Genomic DNA, 23,360 nt, shown 5'->3' with positions numbered 1-23,360 from the left:
TTTGACCGCTAGCGCGCGTTTCCAGTGGAAAACGGCGAAAATAATTAATTAATTATTGTTCTTTTATGCAACCTCCAGCCGCGGCTGGAAGCGGTGCTGCGGGAAAAGAGCTTGCGCCACTTTTGCTGCTGCAAAGCCAACTCTGCTCTCTCTCTCGCTCTCTGCCATCGTCAGGGAAACGACCGTCGCGCTCTTGCGTGCCCCGCCAAAGAAAAAAGCTCCCTCTTTTTGCAAGGCAATTCTTATATCCGCCGGAAGCCCCTTTGCCGTATGCCCATCTTTCTAGATGTCCACAAAGTGCCGTTTGGCGAGGCGCACCTCAAAGAGCTGTGCGAGTCGCCCGTAGACGAGTTTGGGGTCAGCCACGTCAACCTGTTCTACAACAAGGAGGCTGGGGTCTGCTTCTGCCTCCTCGAGGGCCCGGACGTGGCTGCAATCGAAAAGCACCACGCCAAGGTGAACATCAAGTGCGAGTGGATAACCGAAGTCAGCCTGGCCCGGCCGTTTATGCCTCCTCCCGGCTTTGCGTCCGCTTCGCCCTCCTCCGGCCAGCAGCAGCCGATGCGTTAGCAGCAATTGCATATGCAGCCCGCTGCGCTCCCGCGGCAGCAGCGGCGGCGGCAGCCAGGGCGCTAGAGCCTGCGGCAGTGCGACTTTATATCCTGTTTTGCTGTCTATAACTGCTAGTTGGTCAGCGAAGGAGCGCCGAGCAGTGGCAGTAGCAGCATTAGCCAGCGTGATGGCAATTATTACGCCGGCGACGACGGCGACGACGGCGGCACCATCGCCATCCGGGAAGCCGGCCCGGCTGCCACCAGCCTTGCCGAGCTTGCTGCCAGGGCCGGCCGCAGCGTGGACTGCTTTGTGGACGCCGGGCACCTGCAGGCGGTGGCAGCGGCCATGGCGTCGGACAAGAGGCTGATCGCCCTGAAGGGCAGGGGCGCAAAGCTGCGGTGCATCACCGAGATAACCAGAGACAACATGCACCACTGCAAGGAGGTGACGAGGGCGTTTGACCTTTACCACCTCGATTCGCTGCAGGGGAACTTTGTGGTAATCGACGGCGCCGAGTACGCCGGCCTGGTCGAAGTACATGTTGGTGATGATGATGATGATGATGATGGTGACAACGGCAGCGGCGCCGCTGGCGCAAAAAAAGAAAAGAAAAGCCTGCTGCTGCGCGCCACGGCACCGTCGTTTGTGCGGGGGCAGCAGTTCCTCTTTAACAGCGCAATGGGCAGGGCGGTCCCTGCGCAGCAGCGGCTGCACGAAATAGCAAGGGGCGCCGCGGCTAGCGAGTTCATGGAGGCCATCCGCGACCCGCGCAGGATCCGGGAAGTGATATTCGAGGCGATAGGCTTGGCAAATTTCGAGATACGCATCCTCTTTTCCACCCGCAACTCGTTCTTTATGGCCGAGCGCGAAGGCATGCTCGACGCGCTTGCGGCCATGTCCGGGAAGGGGGTCGCGATAAAGGTACTGGTGATGAAGGACGACGCAGTCAGGGAAATGTCGGAGGCCAAGCTAAAGAAGGGACCCCAGTACGGGGACATCCAGATCAACTATTTGCAGCAGTTCCTGCCCACCCGGATAACGACCTTCATAATCGACCAGGCCCGGAGCCTAGTGGTGGAGGTGAACGACGACACAAAGGAGTCTTTCACCGATGCCGTCGGGCTTGCCACCTACTCCAACAGCGAGTCGACGGTCTTTTCCAACACGTCCATGTTCGAGTCGCTCTGGATCCAGTCCGAGCTTGACAAGCAGAGCCAGGTCAAGCAGGCGTACTTCAAGATGTTCAAGGGTTTCAAGCTGAAAGACGAGGTGTACAGCCGGCGCTGGTCGTTTGCGCGGGGCGAGGAGGACGGCAACAGCAGCGGCTCCGGCGGCAAGGCGGCCAGCGAGGACAAAGAAGAAGGCGGGCCAAAACAGTAGCGATCCGTCAGCCTTTAGTATCTGCCGTCTTCTATATCAGCCCGATATACTGAATATGTCCTTCCCTCTCCCGCAGCCCTCGCAGCCGCCGGCGCACCGGCAGGAGGTGTGCGCCATGTGCGGCAAGGCCGCCGGGAGCAGCCCCATCGTGGAAAAGCTCGACGGGGAGGACTATGCGTTCGACTCGGAAAGCTGCGCCCTCCTGTTCAAGAGGTTCCGCAGCGTCTACGGCAAGGGCTTTTTCCCCTAGCGCTGCTGCTCAACGGCGGCCAGCCTCGAAGGCGTGGCGGGGTTGCCATAGTCGCTTGCAAACGCCGAGTAGACCTTGATGGACTGGCCGTGCTTGATCCTGAAATCCGCACTCACCAGCTTTATCGCCGCCCTGTACTCGTCCTTCAGGTTGATGAGCGCCTCGGCCAGCCCGCCGGCGATGAGTATGTGCCTGTCGTCGCCGATGTCCATCACCCTGCGGGCCAGTATTATGCCCGGCCCCCAGACGTTCTGGTTGTTGTTCACGTCGCTCACCACAAAGACGGGGCCGGAGCTCAGCCCGATCCTCACGCCTATGGCCTCGTCCCTGCTGCCTGCGTTGCGGTTGAACGCGGCCAGCTTGCGGTGCAGCTGGATGCTCAGCTGCAGCGGCAGCTCGGGGTTGAGCAGAAAGCCTATCGCCATCCCGTCGCCGGTGGGCAGGACGATCCTCTTGTCCCTAGGCGTGCCGGCCATGGCCTCGGTTGCCATGATGAGCGAGTTGAGGACCTCTATCTTTTTGATCTGCTTCTCCACCGACATGGCGGGGTCGGAGAGCCCCACTATGTCTATGAAAAAGAAATTCGCGTTTATCACGCCGGCAGGCACCACCGCATAGATGACGCTTGCGCCATAGATGTCGCTCAGCTTCCTGTACGTCTCCAGGCAGTGGGGGTGAAAGGCCGACGAGTCGCTGTCGTACGCCGCCTTGCCTGCCGCGATGGGCTTGTCGCACAGCTTGCACTTTTTCACCTCCGCCTCGGGCGGGTCAAATCCAAACGCCAGCCTGCCGTCTTCCAGTATCCGAAACTGCGCCCAGACCGGCGAGTGGTAAGCGCCCTTTAGCGACAAGAGCCGGATGCTCCTCACAAGCTCGTTGCCCTGGTCTTCAAACTTTAGCTGGATCACACCGTCAAAGATGGAAGCAACGGCGTCGGAAAATTCGCCGGCCGGCACGATGGTGGTTATGGAGGTGGCGCCCGGCACGGACCTGAGCGCGTCGTAGAGGCCGGCGGCAAACTTTAGCGTTTCGTGCTGGCCCATGCGGGGGAGCAGGTAGGTGAGCGAGTCCACCGCGATCCGCGTGCCGGGGCTCGCTGCGCGGATCCTTTCAAAAAGCTCGCCTGCGCCTGCCGGCGACGGGTCTTTCAGGACGACAAGCTCTGCTGTCATTGTGCTGCCATCATTGCCGCCGAGCAGCAGCTGCTGCTGCTGCCCGCCGAGCCTTTCCCTGCCGTGCGAGGGGTCGAGGCTCACGAACATGCCTCGTCGGCAGCTGCCGCCGCTGCCACCGTCTGCCATGCCTTCCCGGAGGAACTGGGCGCAATAGGGCGTCTTGCCAGAGCCCGTGGGGCCGGTCAGCAGGTACGCGGCACCAGCGGGGAACGAGCCTTTGCTGCGAATGTGGCGCAGGCCCGGCAGCGCGTCGTGCCTGCTGGCAATATTACCACTGCTACTGCTGCTATTACTGCTACTATTGCTATCGTTGTTGCCGCCGCTACTGCTCAATCAGGAGATATGGTGGCCGGCAAAAACTCTTAAACTTTGAGGCGCATGGCCTCGATCAGGTTTTCAATCTGCCTTGCAAACGGGTGCCCGGGCTGCACCAGCGCCGTCAGGAACTCTTTGCTGCTGAACTGTATGTCGCAGTAGCAGGGGATCGACGTTATGACCTGCATGCCCGTCTTGCCCGAGATGAGCCCGGCCGGGTCATAGCCGGCTCCTCCTCTTCCGGCCGCATCATCGTTGTGATGTTGGTGATGATGATGATGAGCGTTGTCGTTGCTGTCGTGCTGTTGCTGTTTGCCGCCGGCGAACGCGGCATCAGGGACGCAATAGCCGGCGACCCTGTTGAGGAGCAGGAACGACTTGGCGCCGTACTTGGTGAGCGAGCTGTAAATCTCTGACGCCAGCCTGTTGGTGCCGTCGATGTCTATCTCGCCCACCTTTAGCGTGAGCAAGAGCGCGTCTGCCACTGCCAGCGCGTTTATCGACCAGTACCTGATGCCGGGGCTCGTGTCTATCATGATATAGTCTGGGCTGTAATTCGAGATGAGCTGCTCCCTCAGCAGTATGAACCGGCGCAGCTGCGAACGCGAGCCTTCAAGCGAGTTGCTCTCCATCTTGTAGACCTCCTCCTTTTTCATGCTGCACATGCCTATCCACAGCCTGCCATCGCCTCCGGCCATGTCGCCTTTTGCGTACTCTCTGACCGTGTCGGTGGCGTCCACCATCACGTCCTCCACGTCGGCGTCGCCCTGCAAATAGTCGTTGAGCCACTTTCTGGGCTCTTTGCCAAAATAGGCGTACAGGCTCGGCGCGTACACGTCGAGGTCGAGCAGCGCCACCTTGTAGCCCCTCTTTGTCAGGACTGCTGCGCAGTTGGACGCTATGGTGGTCTTGCCCGTCCCGCCCTTGTACGAGTGGAATGCTATGCACTTGGCCATGGTATTATCACCGTCATCTTACAGCGCAACCGCCGGTCTAATAGTGTATGGTGGTTGGATATAGCGATTTGCTACCTATCTCCCGTCTTCCGTCGTCTGTCTTCCGTCTGGCTGGCTGTTCAAGTTTAAATCTCTTATCCTGGTACGCCATGGCATGGCCGCCGCCGACCCGGACGCCAAGCGCCTGCTGTGGTTCCTCTTTGCGGGCTCCCGGGGCGGCGAGAACAGGATACGGATAATCGACCTTCTGAAGGGCCAGCCGTACAACACCAACCAGCTGGCCGAGGCCATGGGCCTCGACTACAAGGCCATACAGCACCACATGGGAGTGCTGGAGAAAAACAACATGGTCACACGGCAGGGCGAAAAGTACGGCGTGCTCTATTTCATTTCAAACTACCTTGAGCACAACATCGCCGCCTTTGAGGAGGTCAGGGCGGCCATCGAGAAAAAAGCTGCTACTGCAGCTGGAAACAAGAAGGACAGGAAAGGAAAGGGAATGTGAATGGATCTGGAAAAAAGTATTAAAGCCAAAACAGGGAGGTTGCAGCTGTAGCCCGATGGCAATGCTGATGGACGTTAGCGCAATCGTGAGCCTGATAAACATCGGCGTGCTGGCCGTGCTGCTGGCCGTGTACGGCCGGATCTACAAGAACACCCGGGCCAGCTTTACACTCGGGCTGATGTTCTTTGCGGCGATGCTCGGGCTGCACAACGCGATCGCAGTCTATGCCTATTTTGCGATGGCGCCGCTGTACGCTGACGCGCTGCTGCCGTATTTCCTGGGCGTGCACGTTGCCGAGCTTGCCGGCATAAGCGCGCTGCTGAAGGTGACTGTCCGGCCGTTCTAGTTCCTTTTCTCTTCTGCCTGCATATGTGTGCGAGCATTTTTTATCCCGGCGATCTGGTTCTAATCTGGAAAAAAGTATAAGTGCAAAAACGGCCAAGTGCGCCCTGATCGGCAGTGGCAGCGGCAGAGACGAGCGTGCTGGTGTCCGCCCTTGCGGGGGCAGGGTCGTTCTTTTCACCGTGCATACTGCCAATAGTGCCGGCCTTTGTCTCCTACCTGTCGGGCACCGCCCTTGGCGAGGTCCGGAACCAGGGAGGCGACAGCGGCGGCGCGCAGGTCTCTGTCAAGCGCATGACCCGGCTCAACATCTTCCTCAACACGGTCTATTTCGTGCTCGGCTTTTCGCTCGTCTTTGCGGTGCTGGGCGTCATATTCAACAGCGTGCTTGCCAACATCGGCACGGGCTTTCAGGGCACGCTCCAGTCGGTAGGCGGCGCGGCGATAATCGCGTTTGGCGCCTACCTTATCCTGTCGATAAAATTCCGCCGGCTCAACTTTGAGCGCCGGATGACTAGGAACATGCCGAGGTTCAAGACCAGCTACCTCACCTCGTTTGTGTTCGGCGCGGCGTTTGCGTCGGGCTGGACGCCGTGCGTCGGCCCTATACTTGGAAGCACGCTCACACTTGCCGCCACGTCGCCGGGCGCCGCCTACAACTCTCTGCTGGCCTACGCGCTTGGCCTCGGCGTCCCGTTCCTGGTCGCGGGCGCCTTTTTCTCGCAGGCGACAGGCGTGATCCGCAGGATGGCCCGTCACCTGAAATATTTCAACCCCGCGATGGGCGGGATACTGGTGGTGCTGGGAATCCTGGTCTTTACCAACCAGCTTTCAGTCGTGGGCAGTTTCCCGCTCGCCGGCCAGATAATCAACCTTGAGAGGGGGCTATAGCAAATGAACACGGACAACCTCAGCGCCCTTGCAGTGGGGATTGCAGTCGTGGCCCTCATAGCCGGCTTTGGCGTCTATTTCAACAGCCCGGGGCTGAACAGGGCCTCTGCCGGCGACGGAATAGTAGGGGGAGAAGGGGAAACAGGAGGGTTCGTGCCGGCAGTCGTCGCCGGAGGCAGTGACGGCAGCAGCAATAATGCCACCGCTGCTGCAACAGTAACGCTAAAAGAGATAGACAAGTCGCAGTTCCGCCGGGCGCCCGAGCTTGCCGGCATAAGCAACTACATCAACTCTGAAAAAGGCCCGTTCAGGCTGGCCGACCTGAAGGGCAAGGTGGTGCTGGTCGATTTCTGGACCTACTCGTGCATAAACTGCATACGCACCATCCCATACCTGAACGCCTGGCATGAGAAATACGCCGGCGACGGGCTGGTCATAGTCGGCGTCCACACGCCCGAGTTTGACTTTGAGAAAGACCCGGGCAACGTCAGGGCCGCAGTAGACAAGTTTGGGATAAAATATCCGGTGGTGCAGGACAACGACCGGCAGACGTGGGACAGCTACCAGAACCGCTACTGGCCGCGCAAGTACCTGATAGACGACGAGGGGTACATCCGGTACGACCACATCGGCGAGGGCGGGTACGCCGCCACCGAGAAAGTGATCAAGTCGCTCCTGCAAGAGCGCGCCGCGCGCCTCGGGCAGAGCGTCAGCATCGACCCGTCAACGGTAAAGCCGGACGCCCAGAGCGTCGACTTTGGGCGGATAAACACGCCCGAGCTGTACTTTGGCTACCAGTACGCCCGCCAGCCGCTCGGCAACCCGGAGGGGTTCAGGCCCGGCCAGGTGGTGGAATACAGCATATCTGACAAGGCGTCGGTGGCGCCAAACACCATCTACCTGTCGGGCAAATGGCTCAACAACGCAGACAGCATGGAGCTAAAGAGCGGGACAGGCAGGATAGTGCTGGAATACTCGGCCAGGTCGGTCAACATCGTGGCCGGCGGGAGCGGGGAGCTGCGCGTCTCTGTAGACGGCAAGCCGCTCGGCTCAGTGGCAAGGGGCGCCGATGTCGGCGGCGAGGAGGGCGTGGCAAGGGTGGACGGCCAGCGCCTGTACAATTTGGTGTCGCACAAGAGCTATGGCGACCACCGGCTGGTTATAGACATCCTGGGAGGCGAGGGTAAAGGGTTCCAGGTCTACACCTTTACCTTCGGTTAAGCTTTTCCCGCCCGCCTCTATTTCTGAAAAATCTTCTATCTCTCTTTTGTTACCATTAAACGGCAACCATTGCCATTATCAGGCAGATAGAGCCAAAGAGGAGCGCGTTCCTTATTTGCAATCCAGCTTGATAGAGGCGCAAAGGGGAGAGAATGGTAGCTTCCCGAGCATCCCGTTCTCCCTCCGCGGCGTCGAGTTGTGTTGCCGACGCCGCGACTCTCCCCTTTGAAAAATTAATCCTCTTTTGTATTGCGCCGGCGACCTTTTGCTCAACTAAATGGCGGCGCCATCCCGGCGTCGTCTTTCTTATGCTGCGCTATTTCTGCTTGTTAAACCCAAAGTAGCACGAGTGGCAATAGTCCTTGCCGTAAATGACGCCAGTGGTGCCGCACTTTATGCAGGTCTTGTCGTGGTCGATGGTCGAGTCCAGAGACTTGGCCTTTTGCAGGCAGGAAGGGCAGATCGGGGCCTCTAGGTTGTAGCTGGACAGAAAGCCTGCGCCGCACTGGCTGCATTTCTGGCTGTACATCTTGCCCTTTGGCTTCCAGCGGTTGAAAAGTCCCACGATTCAGTATCTGCATTACGGAATAATCAATCTTGCTGCCCAATGTTACGTAGTGTTCGCAATCACCGCTGCTGCCTATTATTTTGGCGGCATGGCTGCCGGCGTTTGCCGCCGCCTCCCACAGGGCAAACACGCGAGCTGGTCAATCCCGTAGTAAAGGATCCTAGCTGCTGGATCAAGCAAGTAAATCGACTACAGAATTGTTTTATTCTTAAACAACCCTCTTTAGGATACGAACAGGCTAAAAGCCAATGCCATAGCATCTTTAGCTTTTTCACTTTTAGCTATAGATGTGACTCTGGCAACGTACGTATTTCAACAAGCAGACCGCGAACAATATTTTCGTAATAATTGCTGGGATCCTCGTTCCTTTTGTAGAGCGCATTCCTTCTGGTTAATGGATAAAGAAATAGTAATTTTCGCGGTTACCAGTGCTGCCTTTGCAGGAATAGGAATTGTTTCGTTGATATTAAATAAGGGCAGGGCTAAAAAAACAGGGCTGCCAATGGTAGGAGCGACTATAGCCGCAGTTGTATCTATTGTGGTGTACTACTTTGTTTTTTCGCAATTACAATTCATGGTCCCACCATTATGGTTTCTTTGGATTTCCTAGTTCTTTTTACATGATATTTCACCTCGCGACTTGAGCAGAAATTCCCTTGAAGCACTTGTTTGAAGCGACAGCCCTTACTGAATTATGCCGCCCTACTTTGGGTACGGAAGAAGACAGCAAATCTGGCAGGCAGATCGCCCTCCTTTCGACAAAATCGCCCACTCATCGACAATCTGCAAAAATGGGAGGGGCCGCCCTTGATCTCGACAGCGCTCTGTATCGATATGCTGATATATCATCTCGGCCACAGCTTGACCATGTCCGAGGCAAGCCAGCTGCTTGTGCGCAGGATAAAGGACGGCACCGTCATAGACCACATAGAGGCCGGCAAGGCGCTCCTTGTGCTGCGGGCACTTGCGATAACCGGCAAGGAGGGCAACGTCATCACGGTCGCGCTCAACGTCCCTTCCAGCAAGCACGGCAAAAAGGACATCATCAAGGTGGAGAACAGGTTCCTCGAGACCAACGAGACGAACAAGCTTGCGCTCATTGCGCCCCGGGCCACGATAAACATCATCAAGGATTACAAGCTGGTGGAAAAGCGCAAGATCCAGCTGCCTGATTCCATCACGGGGATATTCCGCTGCCCCAACCTGAAATGCATAACAAACGGCGGCGAGGACATACGCTCGGTGATAGACGTGATAGACAAAGAGAAAATGACTCTGAAATGCCGCTACTGCGCCCGCGTCATTTCAGTCGACGAGCTGGTGTTCTGATAGCCGCATCCCGGTCCGCCCGGAGCAGCAGCCCGCCAACGACCTGATCTTTACTACTATTGTCCTTCCGTTATTTTCTTTCTCCTTCTTCTCCTTCTCATCCTTCTTCCAGCCACCGCCGTCCCTGCCCGGCTTGATCCTGTCGATGGCAAAGTGGAACCCTATGAGCGGGCCAAACGCCGCCACCGTTACTGCGGCAAGCGTATAGTTCTGCATCGAGAGCAGGTACAGCGTGATGCCTGCGCCGGTCATTATCTCTATCCACGTGCAGGTGCACAGCTGCATCGCGACGTGTTTCAGGCTGATGGCCATTTGCAAAAGTCACTTTGCAGTCCTGCTATTTGACGATTTTTCCAGATCCGTGCCGGATCGCTCTTTTGCCCTACGAGGATGAAGATGAGCTGGGCGCCCTGGCAAACCTTTTCGCAAGGCGTATGCCAAAGCCCATCGCGATAAACAGCGTTATCAGCGAGGCGGCAAGCGTGACTACGATCTCCTGCCTGAAAACAAAGTGCGTCAGGACGGCGACTGCGACTGCCGGCACGGCTATGATGACTGCCAGGAGCGTGCTCACCGCATAAACGCGGCCGATGATGTTTGCAGGGTTCTTGCTATCGTCGTCGTCGTTATTGTCTTTGCTGCTGCGGCCGCCGGCGGACACATGGACACCACGGCGTGAATTAATTTAAGCCTTGCCACGGCCCGGCAGCAGAGCCATGCAGCCTTGTGGTGGCGCGCCTAGCCCTGGCTCTTCTGGCCCTCTTCCATCTTCCTGGCAAGCCTGAACATTTTGAAAATCGCGTAAAAGAAAAATGCAATGAGCGTCCATGCGCCCGTGCTTATCAGGACCAGCATTGCCGACTGGACTATGGGCGATGCAATGCCAGACATTGCGCTGCTGTTCATAAGAAGCAGTATGACAATTGTTGGATAATTAAAGATCAGGGCGGCGTTTGCAATGTTGTTGCTACTGCTGCCTCCGCCAGACGAGCTTGAAGAAGCAACAACAAATACAATGCCTGCTGCAAGTCCGTATACCGCGGCGAAAAACAGAATCCGCTCATCGCCAAAAATTAGCCTCCGTATGACCGGATGCAGCCTTTTCAAACTTTTGCCATTCTCGTTGTTAACTGGAGGAGCCATTGCAGATGCTGGTGTGTCCTATTATTGGGATCGCCGTCTGCCTCTTTAACGTTATTCAGGCAGATTCTGCTGCTGACTAACCCGATCTCTTAGCATCCTGACGATGCCATACGCCGCAAAACCGATGAGTAGCCACAAGATGGCATAGAGGGGCATCAACGCAACTGGAAAAGAGGCCAGGAAGCCGAGAGGATCACCAAATGATACTTCGATAAACGCCAGTATCAGCATCACAGGCAGGTTCATATAAAAATAAAGAGGAGAAAACGACTCTGCTGAGGATAGCTTCCAAACATAGGCCACACTCCCGGCAGCCAAACCATATACTGCAAACAATATCAGAATCACCTTGTCATTAGAAAATACCCTGCGGCTCAAGAGATACGCGGTCATCCTTTATTCCGTATGCCTTCCATCCAATTTAAAGATAAAACAAAAAACACATGCACACACAAGGCACGAGGAAAGAGAGAGACGCATGCACAAGTAAAGTATTCTTGCGCTTTGGCCGGCGCCATAATTACGCTACTGCCTCTACGCTTTCACTCCATCGCAAGTCTAATGCTGCATTTTAGGCCGTGCAAAAAAGAACAAGCAAGCCACGCGATTCCAAGCATAGAGGAGGATTCCCTTTTTATTGTCGTTCTATACCCAAAAGGCGTATGGAGCTGTCCGGCGTAGAGCTGCGCTACCTCGTGAACGAGATATCGGCCAGGGTGACCTCCGGCTATTACGTCTCTGGCGTCAACGCCGTGACAGCCGGCTCCCTTTTGATAAAGCTCCACCACCCGACGCAGGAGGACATCATGCTCATGCTCTCAGTCAGGGGCATCTGGATAACGAAACTGAAATTCAAGCCCGTTGAAGAAAACAGGCTGGAGCGCTTTGCGCAGGCAGAGCTGGAGCGGGCCAAGATCGAGTCCGTCGAGCAGGCGGGCAGCGAGCGCATAGCCATCGTCAAGTTCAGAAAGCTGGACGGGCAGGCCCGGGTGGCCGTATGCGAGTTCTTTGGCGACGGCAACATCGCCATCTGCGACGAGAGCATGCAGATACTTGCCATACTCAACCCCATAGAGGTGAGGCACAGGACGCTCAAAGTAGGATTACGCTACGCGTTCCCGCCTGCAAGGGGCGTGGACGTGTTTGGCCTGACGCTCCCCCAGCTTTTAGCATTACGCAACGAAGCCCGGAACCTGGACGTGCTGCGCTGGATAGGGCGCAGCGTGTCGATGCCCAGAAAATTCGTCGAGGAGGTTGCCAAGAGGGCCGGCATCGCCCCTGCCCGCCAGGCAGGCTCGCTTTCAGACGACGAGGTAAAGAAAATCTTTGACGCCGTGACAGGTCTCGTGCAGGACATCAGCCTCGGCAGGAACCACGAGCCGGTGATGGTAATGCGGGAAGACGGCCGGCCTGTAGACGCACTACCCATCGTGACAGACGAGGCAAGGAAACTGGAGATAAAACGCGTGCCGACGTTCATGGAAGCGCTGGATGAAGTGTTGAGCGCCGAGATGCTGGACGCAGGCAAGAGCTCCCGGACAGTCGAGATAGACAGGCAGATAGCCGTCCTGGAACACGACCTGGAGGAGCAGAACAAGGCCAAGGAGGCCGTGCTGCAAAAAGCGGCTGCAATCCGACAGCTGGCAGGCGCGCTCATGGCCGCGGCGCCGTACGGCAGCGAGTCTGCCCTCCAAGAGGCCCTTGCGGCAAACTCGGCCCAGATCGTGTCTGACAAGGGCGCAAAATACGTCGTGGTGGCAGGCGAGCGGGTCGAGATGCAGCAAAACCCTGCCAAACTGAGCTCGATGCTCTTTGCTCGCGCAAAAGAGATGGAGCGGGGCAACGCCTCGATAGAGGAGGCCCGGGCCAGGCTGCTGGCGCAGATTGAAAAATTGCGGGGCCAGACCGCTGCAATACACAAGAAAATAGTCGTGCAAAAGCAGTCGGCAAGGGAATGGTACGAGCGCTACAGGTGGTTCGTCACCACGGACGGCCTGCTTGCGATAGGGGGCCGCGACGCGTCTTCCAACTCGGCGCTTGTGCGCAAGCACCTGACCGAGGACGACATCGTCTTCCACGCCGAGGTGCACGGCTCGCCGTTTTTCATCGTGAAAAACGCCGCCGCCCCGGCGCAGGCCGGCGCCATAGAGCCGAGCCTGCAGCAGGTGGCGCAGGCCACGGTGGGATTCAGCAGGGCGTGGAAGGACGGGCTGTCAAGCGCCGACGCCTACTGGGTCATGCCGGACCAGATAAAGAAGGGGGCGCCCACCGGCCAGTTCCTGCCCAAGGGCTCTTTCGTTATAGAGGGCAGGCGCAACTACATCAAGGGCGTCGTGGTGAGGCTCGCCATCGGGGTGACGGACATTGACGGCCGCTGGTCGCTAGTCTGCGGGCCGGAGGAGGCCATAAAAAAGAGGTCGCTTGTCTACGCGGTGTTGCAGCAGGGTGGGATGGACCCGATGACTGCGGCGAAAAAGGCCAAGTCGTCGCTGGTGGCAGCCGCCGCCGGCGGCGACGCAGAGATACTGGCCGAGTCGATAAAGGGCATGAGCCTCGACGACTTTGTGCGCGCGCTCCCCACGGGCCAGTCGCGCATCGCCTTTGCGGCAAGGGGCCAGCAAGCCGCTGCCAGCAACAACAATAGCAATAATAATAGTGGTGGAAGCAGCAACGGCGGCGATGATGATGCTGCTGGTGGCAGTGGTGATGGTGATGGTGATGGCGGCGGCAATAGTAGGTAGTAGTAAAGGTAATTAAAAGCCAGCCCGAATGAGGCGTGTGGTAAAAAAGCCAGCAAGGGAGCACGCCGACGCAAGCATGACTGCACGCGTTATAGTGCGCGACATTATGAACAGCCCTGCGATAACGGCGTCCCCTTCCGACAGCGTCTCAGACGTTGCTAAAAAGATGAAGGAAGAAGGCGTCGGCAGCATACTGATAATGGACAAGGACAGGCCGCTTGGCCTTGTCACGGACTATGACATCGTTACAGGAGCCGTGGCCCGCGACGCGCAGGCAAGCAAGGTGAAGGCAAAGGACGTGATGCAAGAGCTCCACACAATAGAGAGCGAGGAGAGCATCACCGAGGCCGCAAGGCTGCTGCGCAAGCACAAGATCAAGCGCCTCGGCGTCGTGTACAAGAACCGCCTCGTCGGGGTGATATCGGCGTCCGACGTCATCGCAGTCATGCCGGCGCTGGTGGACGTCGTCTCTGAAAAGGCCGCAATAGTGAGGGGCGAGCTTGGCCGCCCTGCCAGCAAGTCGTCTGGCTACTGCGACGAGTGCGGCGAATATTCGGACATGCTACAATATGTCGAGTCGGAAGAGCAGTTCATCTGCGAAGTCTGCCGGGGCGAAGTCAGGGAAGAGCCGCCGTCTGACTAGCAGCAGCGGCGACAGCATCGGCAGCGGCAGGAAAAAGCTCCTTGCAGACGCGATGCTCGGGAGCGTCGCGCGCAAGCTGCGCATATTCGGCTTTGACACCGCCTACGTCGCTCACACGGACGACGATTACGTGCTAAAGATGGCGACGGAGCAGGGCAGGATAATCCTGACTGCCGACAAAGAGTTCTTCAAGCGCCTGGTAAGCAGGGGGGCTGACGGCATACTCGTCGAGGGTGCAAGCGAGCTTGCCGACCTGGAGCACATCCTTGCAAGGCTGGGGGTAAAGCACGTGGATGTCGACCTCGGGTCGAGGTGCGCCGCGTGCAACGGCCTTCTTGAACAAAGGGCGCCGGCGCAGGTGTCCGTCCCGGAGGCGGTGGCAGGCAGCAAGGAGGAGTTTTACCAGTGCGCCGACTGTGGCAAGGTGTACTGGGACGGGGGCCACGTGAAGAGGCTGCGCGCCCTGGCGGCGACGCTTGAGAGGCGCCTGGCCGCCCGTCCAGCGGCATCAAAAGGTTAAAATCACGACGGGCGGGCACTGACTGGCAGCATATGAGTTCGAATTCTGCTCTGGAGCGAACCATAAACAAGGTTTTATCACAAAAAGAGGCGGATTTGATTTCGCAAATTGATTCTGCTTACCAGGAGTCGCTCAAAAACCTGGAATCCTCAAAGAGCAAGCTGGAGGCCGAGCGCGCAAGGATAATCGAGTCTGCCAAGAAACAGGCCGAGAACCTGAAGCGCCAGATAGTTGGCTCAAGCAGGCTTGCAGCCCGCAACAAAGAGCTTGTCATGATAGAGACGGACGTCAACGAGGCTTTTGAAAAGGCCCGCGCCAGGCTCGCAGGGGCCGGCAAGGACGAGGCATACCGCTCCCTCATGGCCAGGATGGTGGAGGAGAGCCTCCCGTCGGTGGGCTCTGACGAAGTGATTGTAGAGTGCAACAAGAACGACGCTGAATTGGTAAAGAAAATAGTGGCAGACCTTGCCAAAAAGAACACGAAAATAAAGGCCCGGGTGTCCGACCAGCCGATAAACGCGCTCGGCGGCATACGCGTCAAGTCGGCAGACGGCGCCATGACGTTTGACAACACGCTTGATTCTCGAATCGAGCGACTCAAACCTTTAATAAGGAAAAATATTGCAAAAATGCTGAGAGGAGAGGCAGGCGATCAATAGACATGGTAGCTAAAGGACGCATTGTGTGGGTTAGCGGCCCTGCGGTCAAGGCCGACGGCATGGCTGCGGCAAAGATGTATGAAACAGTGGAGGTGGGCGACTCAAAGCTCATCGGAGAGGTGATCAGGCTGACAGGCGACGTCGCGTTCATCCAGGTATACGAGTCGACGTCCGGCCTAAAGCCGGGCGAGCCGGTGGTCGGGACAGGCCAGCCGCTGTCCGTGCTGCTGGGCCCGGGCGTAATCGGAAAGATTTACGACGGAATCCAGAGGCCGCTTGACGAGATTGCCGAAAAGTCGGGCGCCTTCATCGGCAGGGGCATCCAGACGACGCCGGTGGACATGAAGAAAAAGTATCATTTCAAGCCGGCGATGAAAAAGGGCGACGAGGTCGGCCCCGGCAGCGTGCTTGGCACCGTCGAGGAGACGCAACTTTTGACGCACAGCATCCTCGTCCCGCCGAACCACGCGACGGGCGCCAAGCTGGTGGACATTGCGCCGGAGGGCGACTATGACATCGAGCACGTGGTCGCCACGACGGAAAAGGGCGGCAACAAAGTTCAGCTGAAAATGTATCACAGGTGGCCGGTGCGCAAGCCACGCCCCTACGCAGAGCGCTACGACCCGACGGTCCCGCTCGTGACGGGCCAGCGCGTCATCGACACCTACTTCCCGATTGCCAAGGGCGGGACGGGCGCTATCCCGGGCGGCTTTGGCACAGGCAAGACCGTCACGCTGCACCAGATTGCCAAGTGGGCCGACTCGAAGGTGGTCGTCTATATCGGCTGCGGCGAGCGCGGAAACGAGATGACCGAGGTGCTCGTCGAGTTCCCGCACCTGATAGACCCGAGGTCGGGAAGGCCGCTGATGGAAAGGACCGTCCTGGTGGCAAACACAAGCAACATGCCGGTCGCAGCGAGGGAGGCTTCCATTTACACTGGCGTGACCATGGCAGAATATTACAGGGACATGGGCTTTGACGTGGTGCTCGTGGCAGACTCGACCTCCAGGTGGGCCGAGGCGCTGCGCGAAATGTCCGGCCGTCTCGAAGAGATGCCGGCAGAAGAGGGCTACCCGTCGTACCTGGCGTCGAGGCTGGCCGAGTTCTACGAGAGGGCCGGCCGCGTGCGCGCGCTGGGCTCTCCAGACCGCACCGGCTCTGTGACGCTTGTGGGCGCAGTGTCGCCGTCCGGCGCGGACTTTACCGAGCCGGTCACAACACATACGATCAGGTTCATCAAGACCTTCTGGGCGCTGGACGCACGCCTTGCATATTCGAGGCACTACCCGTCCATCAACTGGATGCAGTCGTACTCTGGCTACCTGGAGGACGTTGCCAAGTGGTGGAAGGAGAACGTGTCAAGCGAGTGGTACGATCTCCGCGGCGAGTCCTACCACATCCTGCAGAGGGAGGACACGCTGAAAGAGATCGTGAGGCTGCTAGGCCCCGAGGCCCTTCCGGACGAGGAAAAGCTCGTGCTCGAAGTGGCAAGGATGATCAAGATAGGCATCCTGCAGCAGAACTCGTTTGACAAGATAGACACCTACTGCAGCCCTGTAAAGCAGGTCAAGCTGGTCAAGATGATGGTCAAGTTCTTCAAGGAGGCGCAAAAGGCGCTCAAGGCAGAAGTCCAGCTTGCAGACATTCGCGCCATGTCCATCATACCGCAGCTCTTGAAGGCCAAGTTCGACATACCCGAGGACCAGCTGGCGCGGCTTGACGACCTGGACAGGCAGCTTGACGATGAATTCCGTAAACTTACTAGCGGCGGTAGCGGCAGCAGCAAAGCTACAACAACAGAGGAGGTAAAGGTAGTTGCCTGAAACAGCCTCCGGGATTGAATACACAAAGGTGGCAGAGATCAAGGGCCCGCTGATGGTCATCGACGGCATAACCAAGGCGTCGTTTGACGAGCTGGTCGAGATAGAGACGGCTGACGGCGAGCGCAGGCTCGGCAAGGTGCTCGAGGTGGGCTTTGGCAAGGCCATCGTCCAGGTCTTTGAAGGCACCACGGGCCTGACCATAACGGGGACAAAGGCCAAGTTCCTGGGCAAGACGATGGAGATGCCAGTCTCGCAGGAGCTGCTCGGCAGGGTGTTTGACGGCCTCGGCAGGCCAAACGACGGCCTCCCAGACCCTATCGCTGACAAGTTCCTCGACGTGAACGGCGAGCCCATGAACCCTGAGCGCAGGGAATACCCGACATCGTTCATCCAGACAGGCGTGTCAGTCATCGACGGCATGCTCACCCTGGTGAGGGGCCAGAAACTCCCGATATTTTCCGGCTCTGGCATGCCACACAACATACTGGCGGCGCAGATCGCGCGCCAGGCGTCAGTAGTGGGGACAAAGGAGGACTTTGCCGTCGTCTTTGCTGCAATAGGCGTGCAGTATTCAGAGGCGCAGTACTTCAAGCGGTCGCTTGAAGAGTCGGGCGCGCTCAGGCGCTCCGTGCTGTTCCTGAACCTTGCAGACGACCCTGCAATCGAGCGCATCATCACTCCGCGTGTGGCCCTCACAGTAGCGGAATACCTCGCCTTCGACCTCGGGATGCACGTGCTTGCTATTCTGACAGACATGACCAATTACGCAGAGGCGCTCCGCGAAATCTCTGCGGCGAGGGAAGAGGTGCCCGGCAGGAAGGGGTATCCCGGCTATTTGTACACGGACCTGGCAAACAACTACGAGCGGGCGGGCAGGATCAAGGGCAAGAACGGCTCTGTCACGCAGGTGCCCATCCTCTCGATGCCGGCCGACGACATCACCCACCCCATACCCGACCTTACGGGCTACATCACAGAGGGGCAGATCGTGCTCGGGCGCGACCTGTTCAGGAAGGGCATCTACCCGCCTGTCAACGTGCTGATGTCGCTGTCGAGGCTGATGAAGGACGGAGTCGGCGAGGGCAAGACGCGCTCTGACCACCCGGAGGTGGGGAACCAGATGTACGACCTCTACTCTAGGGCGCAGGAAGTGCGCGCACTCGCAGAGATCGTGGGCAGGGCCGGCCTCACCGGCACGGACCTGAAGTACCTGGACGCAGGCGACCTGTTTGAGAACTATTTCTTAAAGCAGGCCCCCGACGAGAACAGGAACCTCGACGAGACGCTTGCCCGCGCGTGGGAGGTGCTCTCGACGCTGCCTGAAAGCGAGCTGACCAAGATAAAGGAAAAGCACATCAAGGCGTACTACAACAAGCAGGGTAGCAAGTAGCGACATGTCTTCCCGCCGGGTAACTGCCACCAAGATCGAGCTTATCAAGATCCGGCGCTCGATGCAGGTGGCCAAGATGGTCCACAAGATCCTCGACGACAAGCGCGAGGTGCTCCTGAAAAAGATAGACGAGATGATAGAGGAGGCCAACAAGGCCCGCGAGGACATTTGGTCGCCGCTTGGCGAGATCTACTCTGCCGTCTACACCGCCTACATGACGCTTGGCACCACCACGCTCGAGTCCATTTCAGATTCGACGCCGAGCGTGATGGAGACGGACGTCAACGTGCGCAGAATAGTGGACGTCAAGATACCGACCCTCACCGTCAAGACGAGGGAGGGCGGCCAGCACCTTTCCTACGGCTTTATCGAGACAAACGCGTCGGTGGACAAGGCGTCCAAGCTCATCAAGAACATGCTCCCCGCAGTGTGCAAGGCGGCCGAGTACGAGAACGCGATATTCAGCCTCGCAAAAGAGCTTGAGCGCACCCAGAAGCTGATCAACGCGCTGGAGTTCATAATCATCCCGCAGTACCAGGAAGCCATAGCTTTCATCAAGTCGACGCTTGAAGAGCGCGAGCGCGAGGAGTTTGTCAGGATCAAGAAGGTTAAAGTAGTCCTTGACAAGAAAAAGCTGGCAGAAGCGGAGGCAATGTCGAAATAACAATGAGCAACGATATATCCAGCCACTTTGAAAAGGCCAAGGCCGAGATCAAGGCCGAGCGCGACTCGATGGTCCAGCAGGTGAAGGAAGAGATGGCCCAGAGCAAGCGCAGGGCCCTTGCAAAGGCCTGACTGTCGCCCCGCCACCGTCGCCGCCACCGCCGTCACGCCACCGACAGCCACACAGCAGCAGCCGCCGCATTTTTTCTAACTCTTTTTCCAATATTTCCAGTCAATAGCCTGCTTTAGTTATAATTAAATAGGGCTGTTCATTTCGTTGCCATAATGAAGATGCAACTTAGGCAGAGAGGAGCACTTTCAATTTTGACACTTCTCGCAGCAGCCGTGTTCGCGGGCATCGCCTTTGCGACGCCGGCTGCCTATGCACAGGAAGGAGGCGCAACGGAAACTGCAGCACCCAGTTCAAGCGCGTTCAAGTTCTTGGCTGCGGGTATCGCGTTCGGTCTGGCAGCTCTTGGCGCAGGTTTCGGTCTCGGCTTTGTGGGCGCAGCAGGTCTTGCGGCCATCAGCGAGAACCCCAAGATGCAGTCCAGCGTGTTCATTATCGTGGGTATGGTCGAGTCGATCGCCATCTACGGTATAGTCATGATGTTCATCATCCTCGGCCAGAGCTAAGCTAAGGAAAAAGGACATCATATCCATACACGCACGTTCCCCCTTTTCCTCTTTTTCATTTCTCCTTCCTCCTTCTTCTGTATTCGCCTTCCCTCCCTCGCACGAAGGAAAGGATTTTAAAGAGATTGCCGTTTCAACTACTCAACAACATGGGGCTAGCCAAACTAAAGAAGGCAACCTTGATCCTGCCAAGGATGGAAACGCAGGCGGCCGTCAGCAAGCTTGCAGAGCTTGAATGGTTCCACCCCATACAGAACGCTTCGACTTCTGAACACGTCAACCCGTATTACGACGACCTGCTGCTCAAGGCGCAAAAGCTGTACCAGGACATCGACGAGGTTGTCAAGGCGCTGGGCATCCCTGCAGAGACCGGCGTGCTCGTCACTATGTTCAAGGGGGCGCCCAAGGGCAAGACCGACTACCGCATCGACGACATACAGGGCTTTATCGCCGACCTGGAAGACAGGGCCGCAAAGGAGCTGGCCGAGCCGCGCAGGGTGATAGAGGAGCGCGCCAGGCTGCAAAAGCAGCTTGAGGAGTACTCGAACCTCGCAGCGATCACAGAAAACGCCGGCAGCCTCAGCATGGACCTCACCACGCTTGGCAGGCTGTCCAAGTTCTACGCCGGCATTTACGTTATCGACGCGTCAGACGAGGCCGAGATACGAAAGAGCCTCGGCGACAATACCGCCGTTTACTCCACCAGCCTGGGCGAGAAGAAGGTGGCGCTGACAGTCATAGGCGCTGCGGAAGACGCAGAGCGCATAGGCAAGGTGATGCGCAGCTTTGGCGTCAACCCGCTTCAGATACCGCCAAACATGCCCCAGAACCCGAGCGTCGCATTTTCGCAGGCGACTGCCAGGGTGAAGGAGCTTGAGGCCAAGCTGGAGCAGGTGGACAAGGAAGTCCTGAAGCTAAAGCAGTCCCTCATAACAAAAGTGCTGTCCCTGCGGGAGGCCGCGGGGCTGGCCAAGGACGTGCTCGAAACGACCCGAAAGCCAGGCGGCACGCGCAACTTTGCCGTGATAGAGGGCTACATCCCGGCAGAGATGGAGGGCAAGTTCAAGAAACTGGCAGGCGACTATGTTTCAGTCGTCGAGGACACGGGCGTCACAATCGACCTGCAGGACGCCGGCAAGCCCACAATGCCCACGCTTCTCACTAACAAGGGATATTCCAAGAACTTTGAAGTCGTGACCGAGACGCAGGGCCTCCCGCGCTACGGGGAGACCGACCCGACCCGCATCATCTCGTTCGTCTGGCCAGTGTTCTACGGCCTGATGTTTGGAGACTTTGGCCACGGCATACTGCTCGTGGGCCTGGGCGCTTTGTTCCGGATCCGGGGCAACGGTCGACTGAAAATGTGGGGAACCTTGATTATGGCAAGCGGTGTAGGCGCCGCCATTGCAGGCCTCGGCACGGGAGAGATGTTCGGGTTCCATTTCGCCGAGCTCGTCGTGCTCAAAGACCTCGCCAGTGCACTGCCGTTCGTGGGCCTGCTGTCGGTGGCAGAGCTGACGTTTGAACAGGTCGTCAAGATACTGGCCATCTCAGTCGCAGTCGGCATAGTGCACCTGCTGCTGGCGTTCTTCCTCCGCCTCAGGGCGGACTGGCGCCTGGGCAACAAGCTGATGGTGTTCACGCACGACATACCTGCCATCATACAGTACCTCGCAGTCGTGGCGCTCATACTGGCAGCAATCGGGGCCAAGTACGACATCATCGGCATGTTCCTGTCTGACAAGACGTACGGCCCGGTCCCCTGGCTGACCTATGCGTTTGGCGACTGGGTCACGGTGAACCTGGTGGCCAAGGCCGGCCCGCCAATAATCATCGCCTGCATCGCCGTGTCCATAATCGGCGGCATGAAGGAGGAGAAGCACCTGAAGGCGCACGGCAAAGAGTCGCCGCACGGCGGCATGGTGGGCATCATAGTCGAGACCGTGATGGTCAGGACGATAGAGATGCTGGCAAACACCATCTCGTACTCGCGGCTTGGCATCATGCTCCTGGTGCACTCGGCGCTGCTCGTGACTGTCAACAACTCGTTTGAGCACGGCGGCGGGCTTGCTATCCTGATAGGCGGCAACATCGGCATCATGATGATCGAGGGCCTGATAGTGTACATCCAGACCATCAGGCTCCACCTGTACGAGTGGTTCCCCAAGTGGTACAAGTCGGACGGCATCCACTTCAAAAAGCTGGTGCCGCCGATGCTCTACACCAACCTGGTGTGGAAAGAGCAGCAACAAGGCGGCGACAAGGGCAAAAAGTAGACCCGGACTGCCGGCGGCATGACCCGTAGTAGCAGCGGCATGTCCATACCTCCCCCCCCCACCGTGGCGGCCGGGCTTGCCGCCGGGGTTGCGCCCGTCACCCTCTTTTCAATATTTTTTAGCCTGCCGCACAGCGAGCTCTTGAAAATAGCCCGGTCGCTTGCCTGATCTGATGAATCTCTATTGCTGGTCCGGCTTGACAAGCGACGCCATTATCTTGTCGACCGGTATCTTTTGCTCGACTCCTGCCGCAATCGCAGACAGGTTGCGTATTTCAAACGACATCAGCTTGAGCGAGGCCAGCATGTTGCCAAGCGTGAACACCGTGCGGTAGGAGGCCATTATCCTGCGAAGCGACTGGCGCTCAAACCCTGCCTCCAGCTGCATGATGGCGTCGATGTCATTTGCCGCGTTCTTGGGTATCAGGTCGCGGTAGGCGGTGTTGGCAAGCTCGCCTATCGCCTCCTGGATCTTTTCGACGTTGATCATCTTTTGCAGCGTGTCCTTTGTTATCTTGGTCGTTGTAGTCACGATAAGGTCGTTGGTCTCTGCCGCAGACAGGCCCCAGTATTTTGCGCGCAGGACGGCAAGCACGTTGTAGGTGTCGATGTCTACCGTGACCAGCTTTTGCACGTCCTGCAGCTTGGACTCGGAAAACATGGACTTGTCCAATGATTTGTAGAAGGCGTGGTCGAGGTAAGTGTCAAAGACCCTCACGTCGCCTTTTTCCTTGAACGCGGCTGCCGCTTTCCTTGCGTCCTCGCCAAACTCGCTCCCCTGCAGCGAGGCCACCGCCTCGTCAAAGTCTTTTGCAACAAGGGCCTTGACAACGAGGTCGCGCCTGCCGACAAGCTCCTCTGCGCGCAAATTTACTTTCGGCAGCAGCTCGTCGTAGGTCCTGCCAAGCGCCTTGCCCTTGAGCACAATCTTCAGGTTCCACGTAATGTATTTTACGAAATAGGCGTTGAGCACCCCTGCACCCGATGCGAGCGTGACCATCTTGGCGTGCGTGTTCACAAGGTGCTCGCGCAGAGCGCCTTCCACCTTTTCCGCGGTAAAAGGCTTGGTCAGCTTGGCCAGCGCGTCCAGGTAGATGGTGTTCTTCATCCTCGTGACCAGCTCCTCGATGTCCCTCGACTCGGCAAGCGTCTGGAGCTCGCTCCTTGAGAGCATCTTGCCCCTCATGCTGTGAGCGAGGACGGTCCCAAAGATCTTGTTTGGAATGCTGACCTTGTTGCTCATGTGAGTTAGGTCTCGTTCCCTTTGCGCTTTATAAAAATCATTAGGTCGGGGCTGAACACCGGCAAAGCTTGCCGGGCATGATGGCTATTGTAGAAAACGGTTCTAGGATCTTTCTTTAGAGACATTTACGCTCATTA

The 23,360-nt window shown here is 57.8% G+C and carries 27 protein-coding genes; 19 read left to right on the top strand and 8 right to left on the bottom strand.

The features are described 5' to 3' along the window. Positions 1-270 precede the first annotated feature (270 nt). From WKI84_RS07810 to WKI84_RS07800, 3 genes are all read left to right on the top strand, one after another. A complete protein-coding gene (locus tag WKI84_RS07810; protein ID WP_337862979.1) occupies positions 271-570 on the top strand; it encodes a nickel-binding protein in 300 nt (99 codons plus the stop codon). 117 nt (positions 571-687) lie between these two features. Beyond that, positions 688-1,935 (top strand): hypothetical protein, encoded by a 1,248-nt coding sequence (locus WKI84_RS07805; RefSeq protein ID WP_337862978.1) that lies wholly within the window; start codon positions 688-690, stop codon positions 1,933-1,935. Between the two features lie 55 nt (positions 1,936-1,990). Next, positions 1,991-2,185, top strand: coding sequence for a hypothetical protein (locus tag WKI84_RS07800; RefSeq protein WP_337862977.1), 195 nt, complete (start codon positions 1,991-1,993; stop codon positions 2,183-2,185). Here the strand turns inward: WKI84_RS07800 and WKI84_RS07795 are convergent. After that, entirely contained in the window at positions 2,182-3,693 is a 1,512-nt protein-coding gene (locus WKI84_RS07795) for an ATPase domain-containing protein (protein WP_337862976.1), read from the bottom strand. The genes WKI84_RS07800 and WKI84_RS07795 overlap by 4 nt on opposite strands. Before the next feature lie 29 nt (positions 3,694-3,722). Further along, positions 3,723-4,631: an AAA family ATPase gene (locus WKI84_RS07790; RefSeq protein WP_337862975.1), complete on the bottom strand. Its 909-nt coding sequence runs from the start codon at positions 4,629-4,631 to the stop codon at positions 3,723-3,725. A 154-nt stretch (positions 4,632-4,785) separates the two neighbouring features. Between WKI84_RS07790 and WKI84_RS07785 the strand changes: the two genes are divergently transcribed. The 4 genes from WKI84_RS07785 (at position 4,786) to WKI84_RS07770 (ending at position 7,590) form a co-directional block, all read left to right on the top strand. Beyond that, positions 4,786-5,136 (top strand): winged helix-turn-helix domain-containing protein, encoded by a 351-nt coding sequence (locus WKI84_RS07785; protein ID WP_337862974.1) that lies wholly within the window; start codon positions 4,786-4,788, stop codon positions 5,134-5,136. 55 nt (positions 5,137-5,191) lie between these two features. Next, positions 5,192-5,482 carry a hypothetical protein gene (locus WKI84_RS07780; protein ID WP_337862973.1) on the top strand — a complete coding sequence of 97 codons (291 nt, stop codon included), beginning with the start codon at positions 5,192-5,194 and terminating at the stop codon, positions 5,480-5,482. A gap of 113 nt (positions 5,483-5,595) precedes the next feature. Then, complete coding sequence (locus tag WKI84_RS07775) at positions 5,596-6,369, top strand: cytochrome c biogenesis protein CcdA (RefSeq protein WP_337862972.1); 774 nt, start codon at positions 5,596-5,598, stop codon at positions 6,367-6,369. A gap of 3 nt (positions 6,370-6,372) precedes the next feature. Further along, entirely contained in the window at positions 6,373-7,590 is a 1,218-nt protein-coding gene (locus WKI84_RS07770; protein WP_337862971.1) for a thioredoxin family protein, read from the top strand. 316 nt (positions 7,591-7,906) lie between these two features. Here the strand turns inward: WKI84_RS07770 and WKI84_RS07765 are convergent, their stop codons facing one another. Then, positions 7,907-8,155 (bottom strand): hypothetical protein, encoded by a 249-nt coding sequence (locus tag WKI84_RS07765; protein ID WP_337862970.1) that lies wholly within the window; start codon positions 8,153-8,155, stop codon positions 7,907-7,909. Positions 8,156-9,025: 870 nt separating this feature from the next. Between WKI84_RS07765 and pyrI the strand changes: the two genes are divergently transcribed. Continuing rightward, positions 9,026-9,487, top strand: coding sequence for an aspartate carbamoyltransferase regulatory subunit (pyrI, locus tag WKI84_RS07760; protein WP_337862969.1), 462 nt, complete (start codon positions 9,026-9,028; stop codon positions 9,485-9,487). Here the strand turns inward: pyrI and WKI84_RS07755 are convergent. From WKI84_RS07755 to WKI84_RS07740, 4 genes are all read right to left on the bottom strand, one after another. Beyond that, a complete protein-coding gene (locus tag WKI84_RS07755) occupies positions 9,464-9,799 on the bottom strand; it encodes a hypothetical protein (protein WP_337862968.1) in 336 nt (111 codons plus the stop codon). The genes pyrI and WKI84_RS07755 overlap by 24 nt on opposite strands. Positions 9,800-9,869: 70 nt before the next feature. Continuing rightward, positions 9,870-10,148, bottom strand: coding sequence for a hypothetical protein (locus WKI84_RS07750; protein ID WP_337862967.1), 279 nt, complete (start codon positions 10,146-10,148; stop codon positions 9,870-9,872). Positions 10,149-10,225: 77 nt separating this feature from the next. Continuing rightward, positions 10,226-10,630 (bottom strand): hypothetical protein, encoded by a 405-nt coding sequence (locus WKI84_RS07745; RefSeq protein ID WP_337862966.1) that lies wholly within the window; start codon positions 10,628-10,630, stop codon positions 10,226-10,228. A gap of 51 nt (positions 10,631-10,681) precedes the next feature. After that, positions 10,682-11,023 carry a hypothetical protein gene (locus WKI84_RS07740; RefSeq protein ID WP_337862965.1) on the bottom strand — a complete coding sequence of 114 codons (342 nt, stop codon included), beginning with the start codon at positions 11,021-11,023 and terminating at the stop codon, positions 10,682-10,684. A 269-nt stretch (positions 11,024-11,292) separates the two neighbouring features. Between WKI84_RS07740 and rqcH the strand changes: the two genes are divergently transcribed. The 11 genes from rqcH (at position 11,293) to WKI84_RS07685 (ending at position 22,149) form a co-directional block, all read left to right on the top strand. Further along, on the top strand, positions 11,293-13,371 hold the full coding sequence (rqcH, locus tag WKI84_RS07735) for a ribosome rescue protein RqcH (RefSeq protein ID WP_337862964.1): 2,079 nt from the start codon (positions 11,293-11,295) through the stop codon (positions 13,369-13,371). Positions 13,372-13,408: 37 nt separating this feature from the next. Next, positions 13,409-14,014: a CBS domain-containing protein gene (locus WKI84_RS07730; protein WP_337862963.1), complete on the top strand. Its 606-nt coding sequence runs from the start codon at positions 13,409-13,411 to the stop codon at positions 14,012-14,014. After that, positions 13,941-14,534 carry a DUF5615 family PIN-like protein gene (locus WKI84_RS07725; RefSeq protein ID WP_337862962.1) on the top strand — a complete coding sequence of 198 codons (594 nt, stop codon included), beginning with the start codon at positions 13,941-13,943 and terminating at the stop codon, positions 14,532-14,534. Before WKI84_RS07730 ends, WKI84_RS07725 begins: the two co-directional genes overlap by 74 nt. A gap of 95 nt (positions 14,535-14,629) precedes the next feature. Then, positions 14,630-15,193, top strand: coding sequence for a V-type ATP synthase subunit E family protein (locus WKI84_RS07720; protein WP_337862961.1), 564 nt, complete (start codon positions 14,630-14,632; stop codon positions 15,191-15,193). A gap of 2 nt (positions 15,194-15,195) precedes the next feature. Then, on the top strand, positions 15,196-17,016 hold the full coding sequence (locus tag WKI84_RS07715) for a V-type ATP synthase subunit A (protein WP_337862960.1): 1,821 nt from the start codon (positions 15,196-15,198) through the stop codon (positions 17,014-17,016). Continuing rightward, complete coding sequence (locus tag WKI84_RS07710) at positions 17,009-18,406, top strand: V-type ATP synthase subunit B (RefSeq protein ID WP_337862959.1); 1,398 nt, start codon at positions 17,009-17,011, stop codon at positions 18,404-18,406. The genes WKI84_RS07715 and WKI84_RS07710 overlap by 8 nt, the downstream gene beginning before the upstream one ends. A gap of 4 nt (positions 18,407-18,410) precedes the next feature. After that, complete coding sequence (locus WKI84_RS07705; RefSeq protein WP_337862958.1) at positions 18,411-19,070, top strand: V-type ATP synthase subunit D; 660 nt, start codon at positions 18,411-18,413, stop codon at positions 19,068-19,070. 2 nt (positions 19,071-19,072) lie between these two features. After that, entirely contained in the window at positions 19,073-19,201 is a 129-nt protein-coding gene (locus WKI84_RS07700) for a hypothetical protein (protein ID WP_337862957.1), read from the top strand. Between the two features lie 153 nt (positions 19,202-19,354). Continuing rightward, positions 19,355-19,705, top strand: a complete 351-nt coding sequence (locus WKI84_RS07695; RefSeq protein WP_337862956.1) for an ATP synthase subunit C — start codon at positions 19,355-19,357, stop codon at positions 19,703-19,705. A 149-nt stretch (positions 19,706-19,854) separates the two neighbouring features. Next, the gene (locus tag WKI84_RS07690; protein ID WP_337862955.1) at positions 19,855-21,981 is read left to right on the top strand and encodes a V-type ATPase 116kDa subunit family protein; all 2,127 of its coding nucleotides are present in this window, start codon (positions 19,855-19,857) and stop codon (positions 21,979-21,981) included. 18 nt (positions 21,982-21,999) lie between these two features. Next, complete coding sequence (locus WKI84_RS07685) at positions 22,000-22,149, top strand: hypothetical protein (RefSeq protein ID WP_337862954.1); 150 nt, start codon at positions 22,000-22,002, stop codon at positions 22,147-22,149. Positions 22,150-22,161: 12 nt separating this feature from the next. On the opposite strand, the gene WKI84_RS07680 is transcribed toward WKI84_RS07685, so the two are convergent. Continuing rightward, positions 22,162-23,223 carry a V-type ATPase subunit gene (locus tag WKI84_RS07680; protein WP_337862953.1) on the bottom strand — a complete coding sequence of 354 codons (1,062 nt, stop codon included), beginning with the start codon at positions 23,221-23,223 and terminating at the stop codon, positions 22,162-22,164. Positions 23,224-23,360 lie beyond the last annotated feature (137 nt).

The sequence above is a fragment of the Nitrososphaera sp. genome (assembly GCF_037447015.1).
Taxonomy (GTDB): domain Archaea; phylum Thermoproteota; class Nitrososphaeria; order Nitrososphaerales; family Nitrososphaeraceae; genus Nitrososphaera.
This window is presented reverse-complemented; position numbering and strand designations above follow the sequence as displayed.

Coding starts and splice junctions, on each gene's coding strand:
- WKI84_RS07810 (WP_337862979.1), top strand. CDS start 271: ATGCCCATCTTTCTAGATGTCCACAAAGTGCCGTTTGGCGAGGCGCAC.
- WKI84_RS07800 (WP_337862977.1), top strand. CDS start 1,991: ATGTCCTTCCCTCTCCCGCAGCCCTCGCAGCCGCCGGCGCACCGGCAG.
- WKI84_RS07790 (WP_337862975.1), bottom strand. CDS start 4,631: ATGGCCAAGTGCATAGCATTCCACTCGTACAAGGGCGGGACGGGCAAG.
- WKI84_RS07785 (WP_337862974.1), top strand. CDS start 4,786: ATGGCCGCCGCCGACCCGGACGCCAAGCGCCTGCTGTGGTTCCTCTTT.
- WKI84_RS07780 (WP_337862973.1), top strand. CDS start 5,192: ATGGCAATGCTGATGGACGTTAGCGCAATCGTGAGCCTGATAAACATC.
- WKI84_RS07770 (WP_337862971.1), top strand. CDS start 6,373: ATGAACACGGACAACCTCAGCGCCCTTGCAGTGGGGATTGCAGTCGTG.
- pyrI (WP_337862969.1), top strand. CDS start 9,026: ATGTCCGAGGCAAGCCAGCTGCTTGTGCGCAGGATAAAGGACGGCACC.
- WKI84_RS07755 (WP_337862968.1), bottom strand. CDS start 9,799: ATGGCCATCAGCCTGAAACACGTCGCGATGCAGCTGTGCACCTGCACG.
- WKI84_RS07745 (WP_337862966.1), bottom strand. CDS start 10,630: ATGGCTCCTCCAGTTAACAACGAGAATGGCAAAAGTTTGAAAAGGCTG.
- WKI84_RS07740 (WP_337862965.1), bottom strand. CDS start 11,023: ATGACCGCGTATCTCTTGAGCCGCAGGGTATTTTCTAATGACAAGGTG.
- rqcH (WP_337862964.1), top strand. CDS start 11,293: ATGGAGCTGTCCGGCGTAGAGCTGCGCTACCTCGTGAACGAGATATCG.
- WKI84_RS07725 (WP_337862962.1), top strand. CDS start 13,941: ATGTCGAGTCGGAAGAGCAGTTCATCTGCGAAGTCTGCCGGGGCGAAG.
- WKI84_RS07715 (WP_337862960.1), top strand. CDS start 15,196: ATGGTAGCTAAAGGACGCATTGTGTGGGTTAGCGGCCCTGCGGTCAAG.
- WKI84_RS07705 (WP_337862958.1), top strand. CDS start 18,411: ATGTCTTCCCGCCGGGTAACTGCCACCAAGATCGAGCTTATCAAGATC.
- WKI84_RS07700 (WP_337862957.1), top strand. CDS start 19,073: ATGAGCAACGATATATCCAGCCACTTTGAAAAGGCCAAGGCCGAGATC.
- WKI84_RS07695 (WP_337862956.1), top strand. CDS start 19,355: ATGAAGATGCAACTTAGGCAGAGAGGAGCACTTTCAATTTTGACACTT.
- WKI84_RS07690 (WP_337862955.1), top strand. CDS start 19,855: ATGGGGCTAGCCAAACTAAAGAAGGCAACCTTGATCCTGCCAAGGATG.
- WKI84_RS07685 (WP_337862954.1), top strand. CDS start 22,000: ATGACCCGTAGTAGCAGCGGCATGTCCATACCTCCCCCCCCCACCGTG.
- WKI84_RS07680 (WP_337862953.1), bottom strand. CDS start 23,223: ATGAGCAACAAGGTCAGCATTCCAAACAAGATCTTTGGGACCGTCCTC.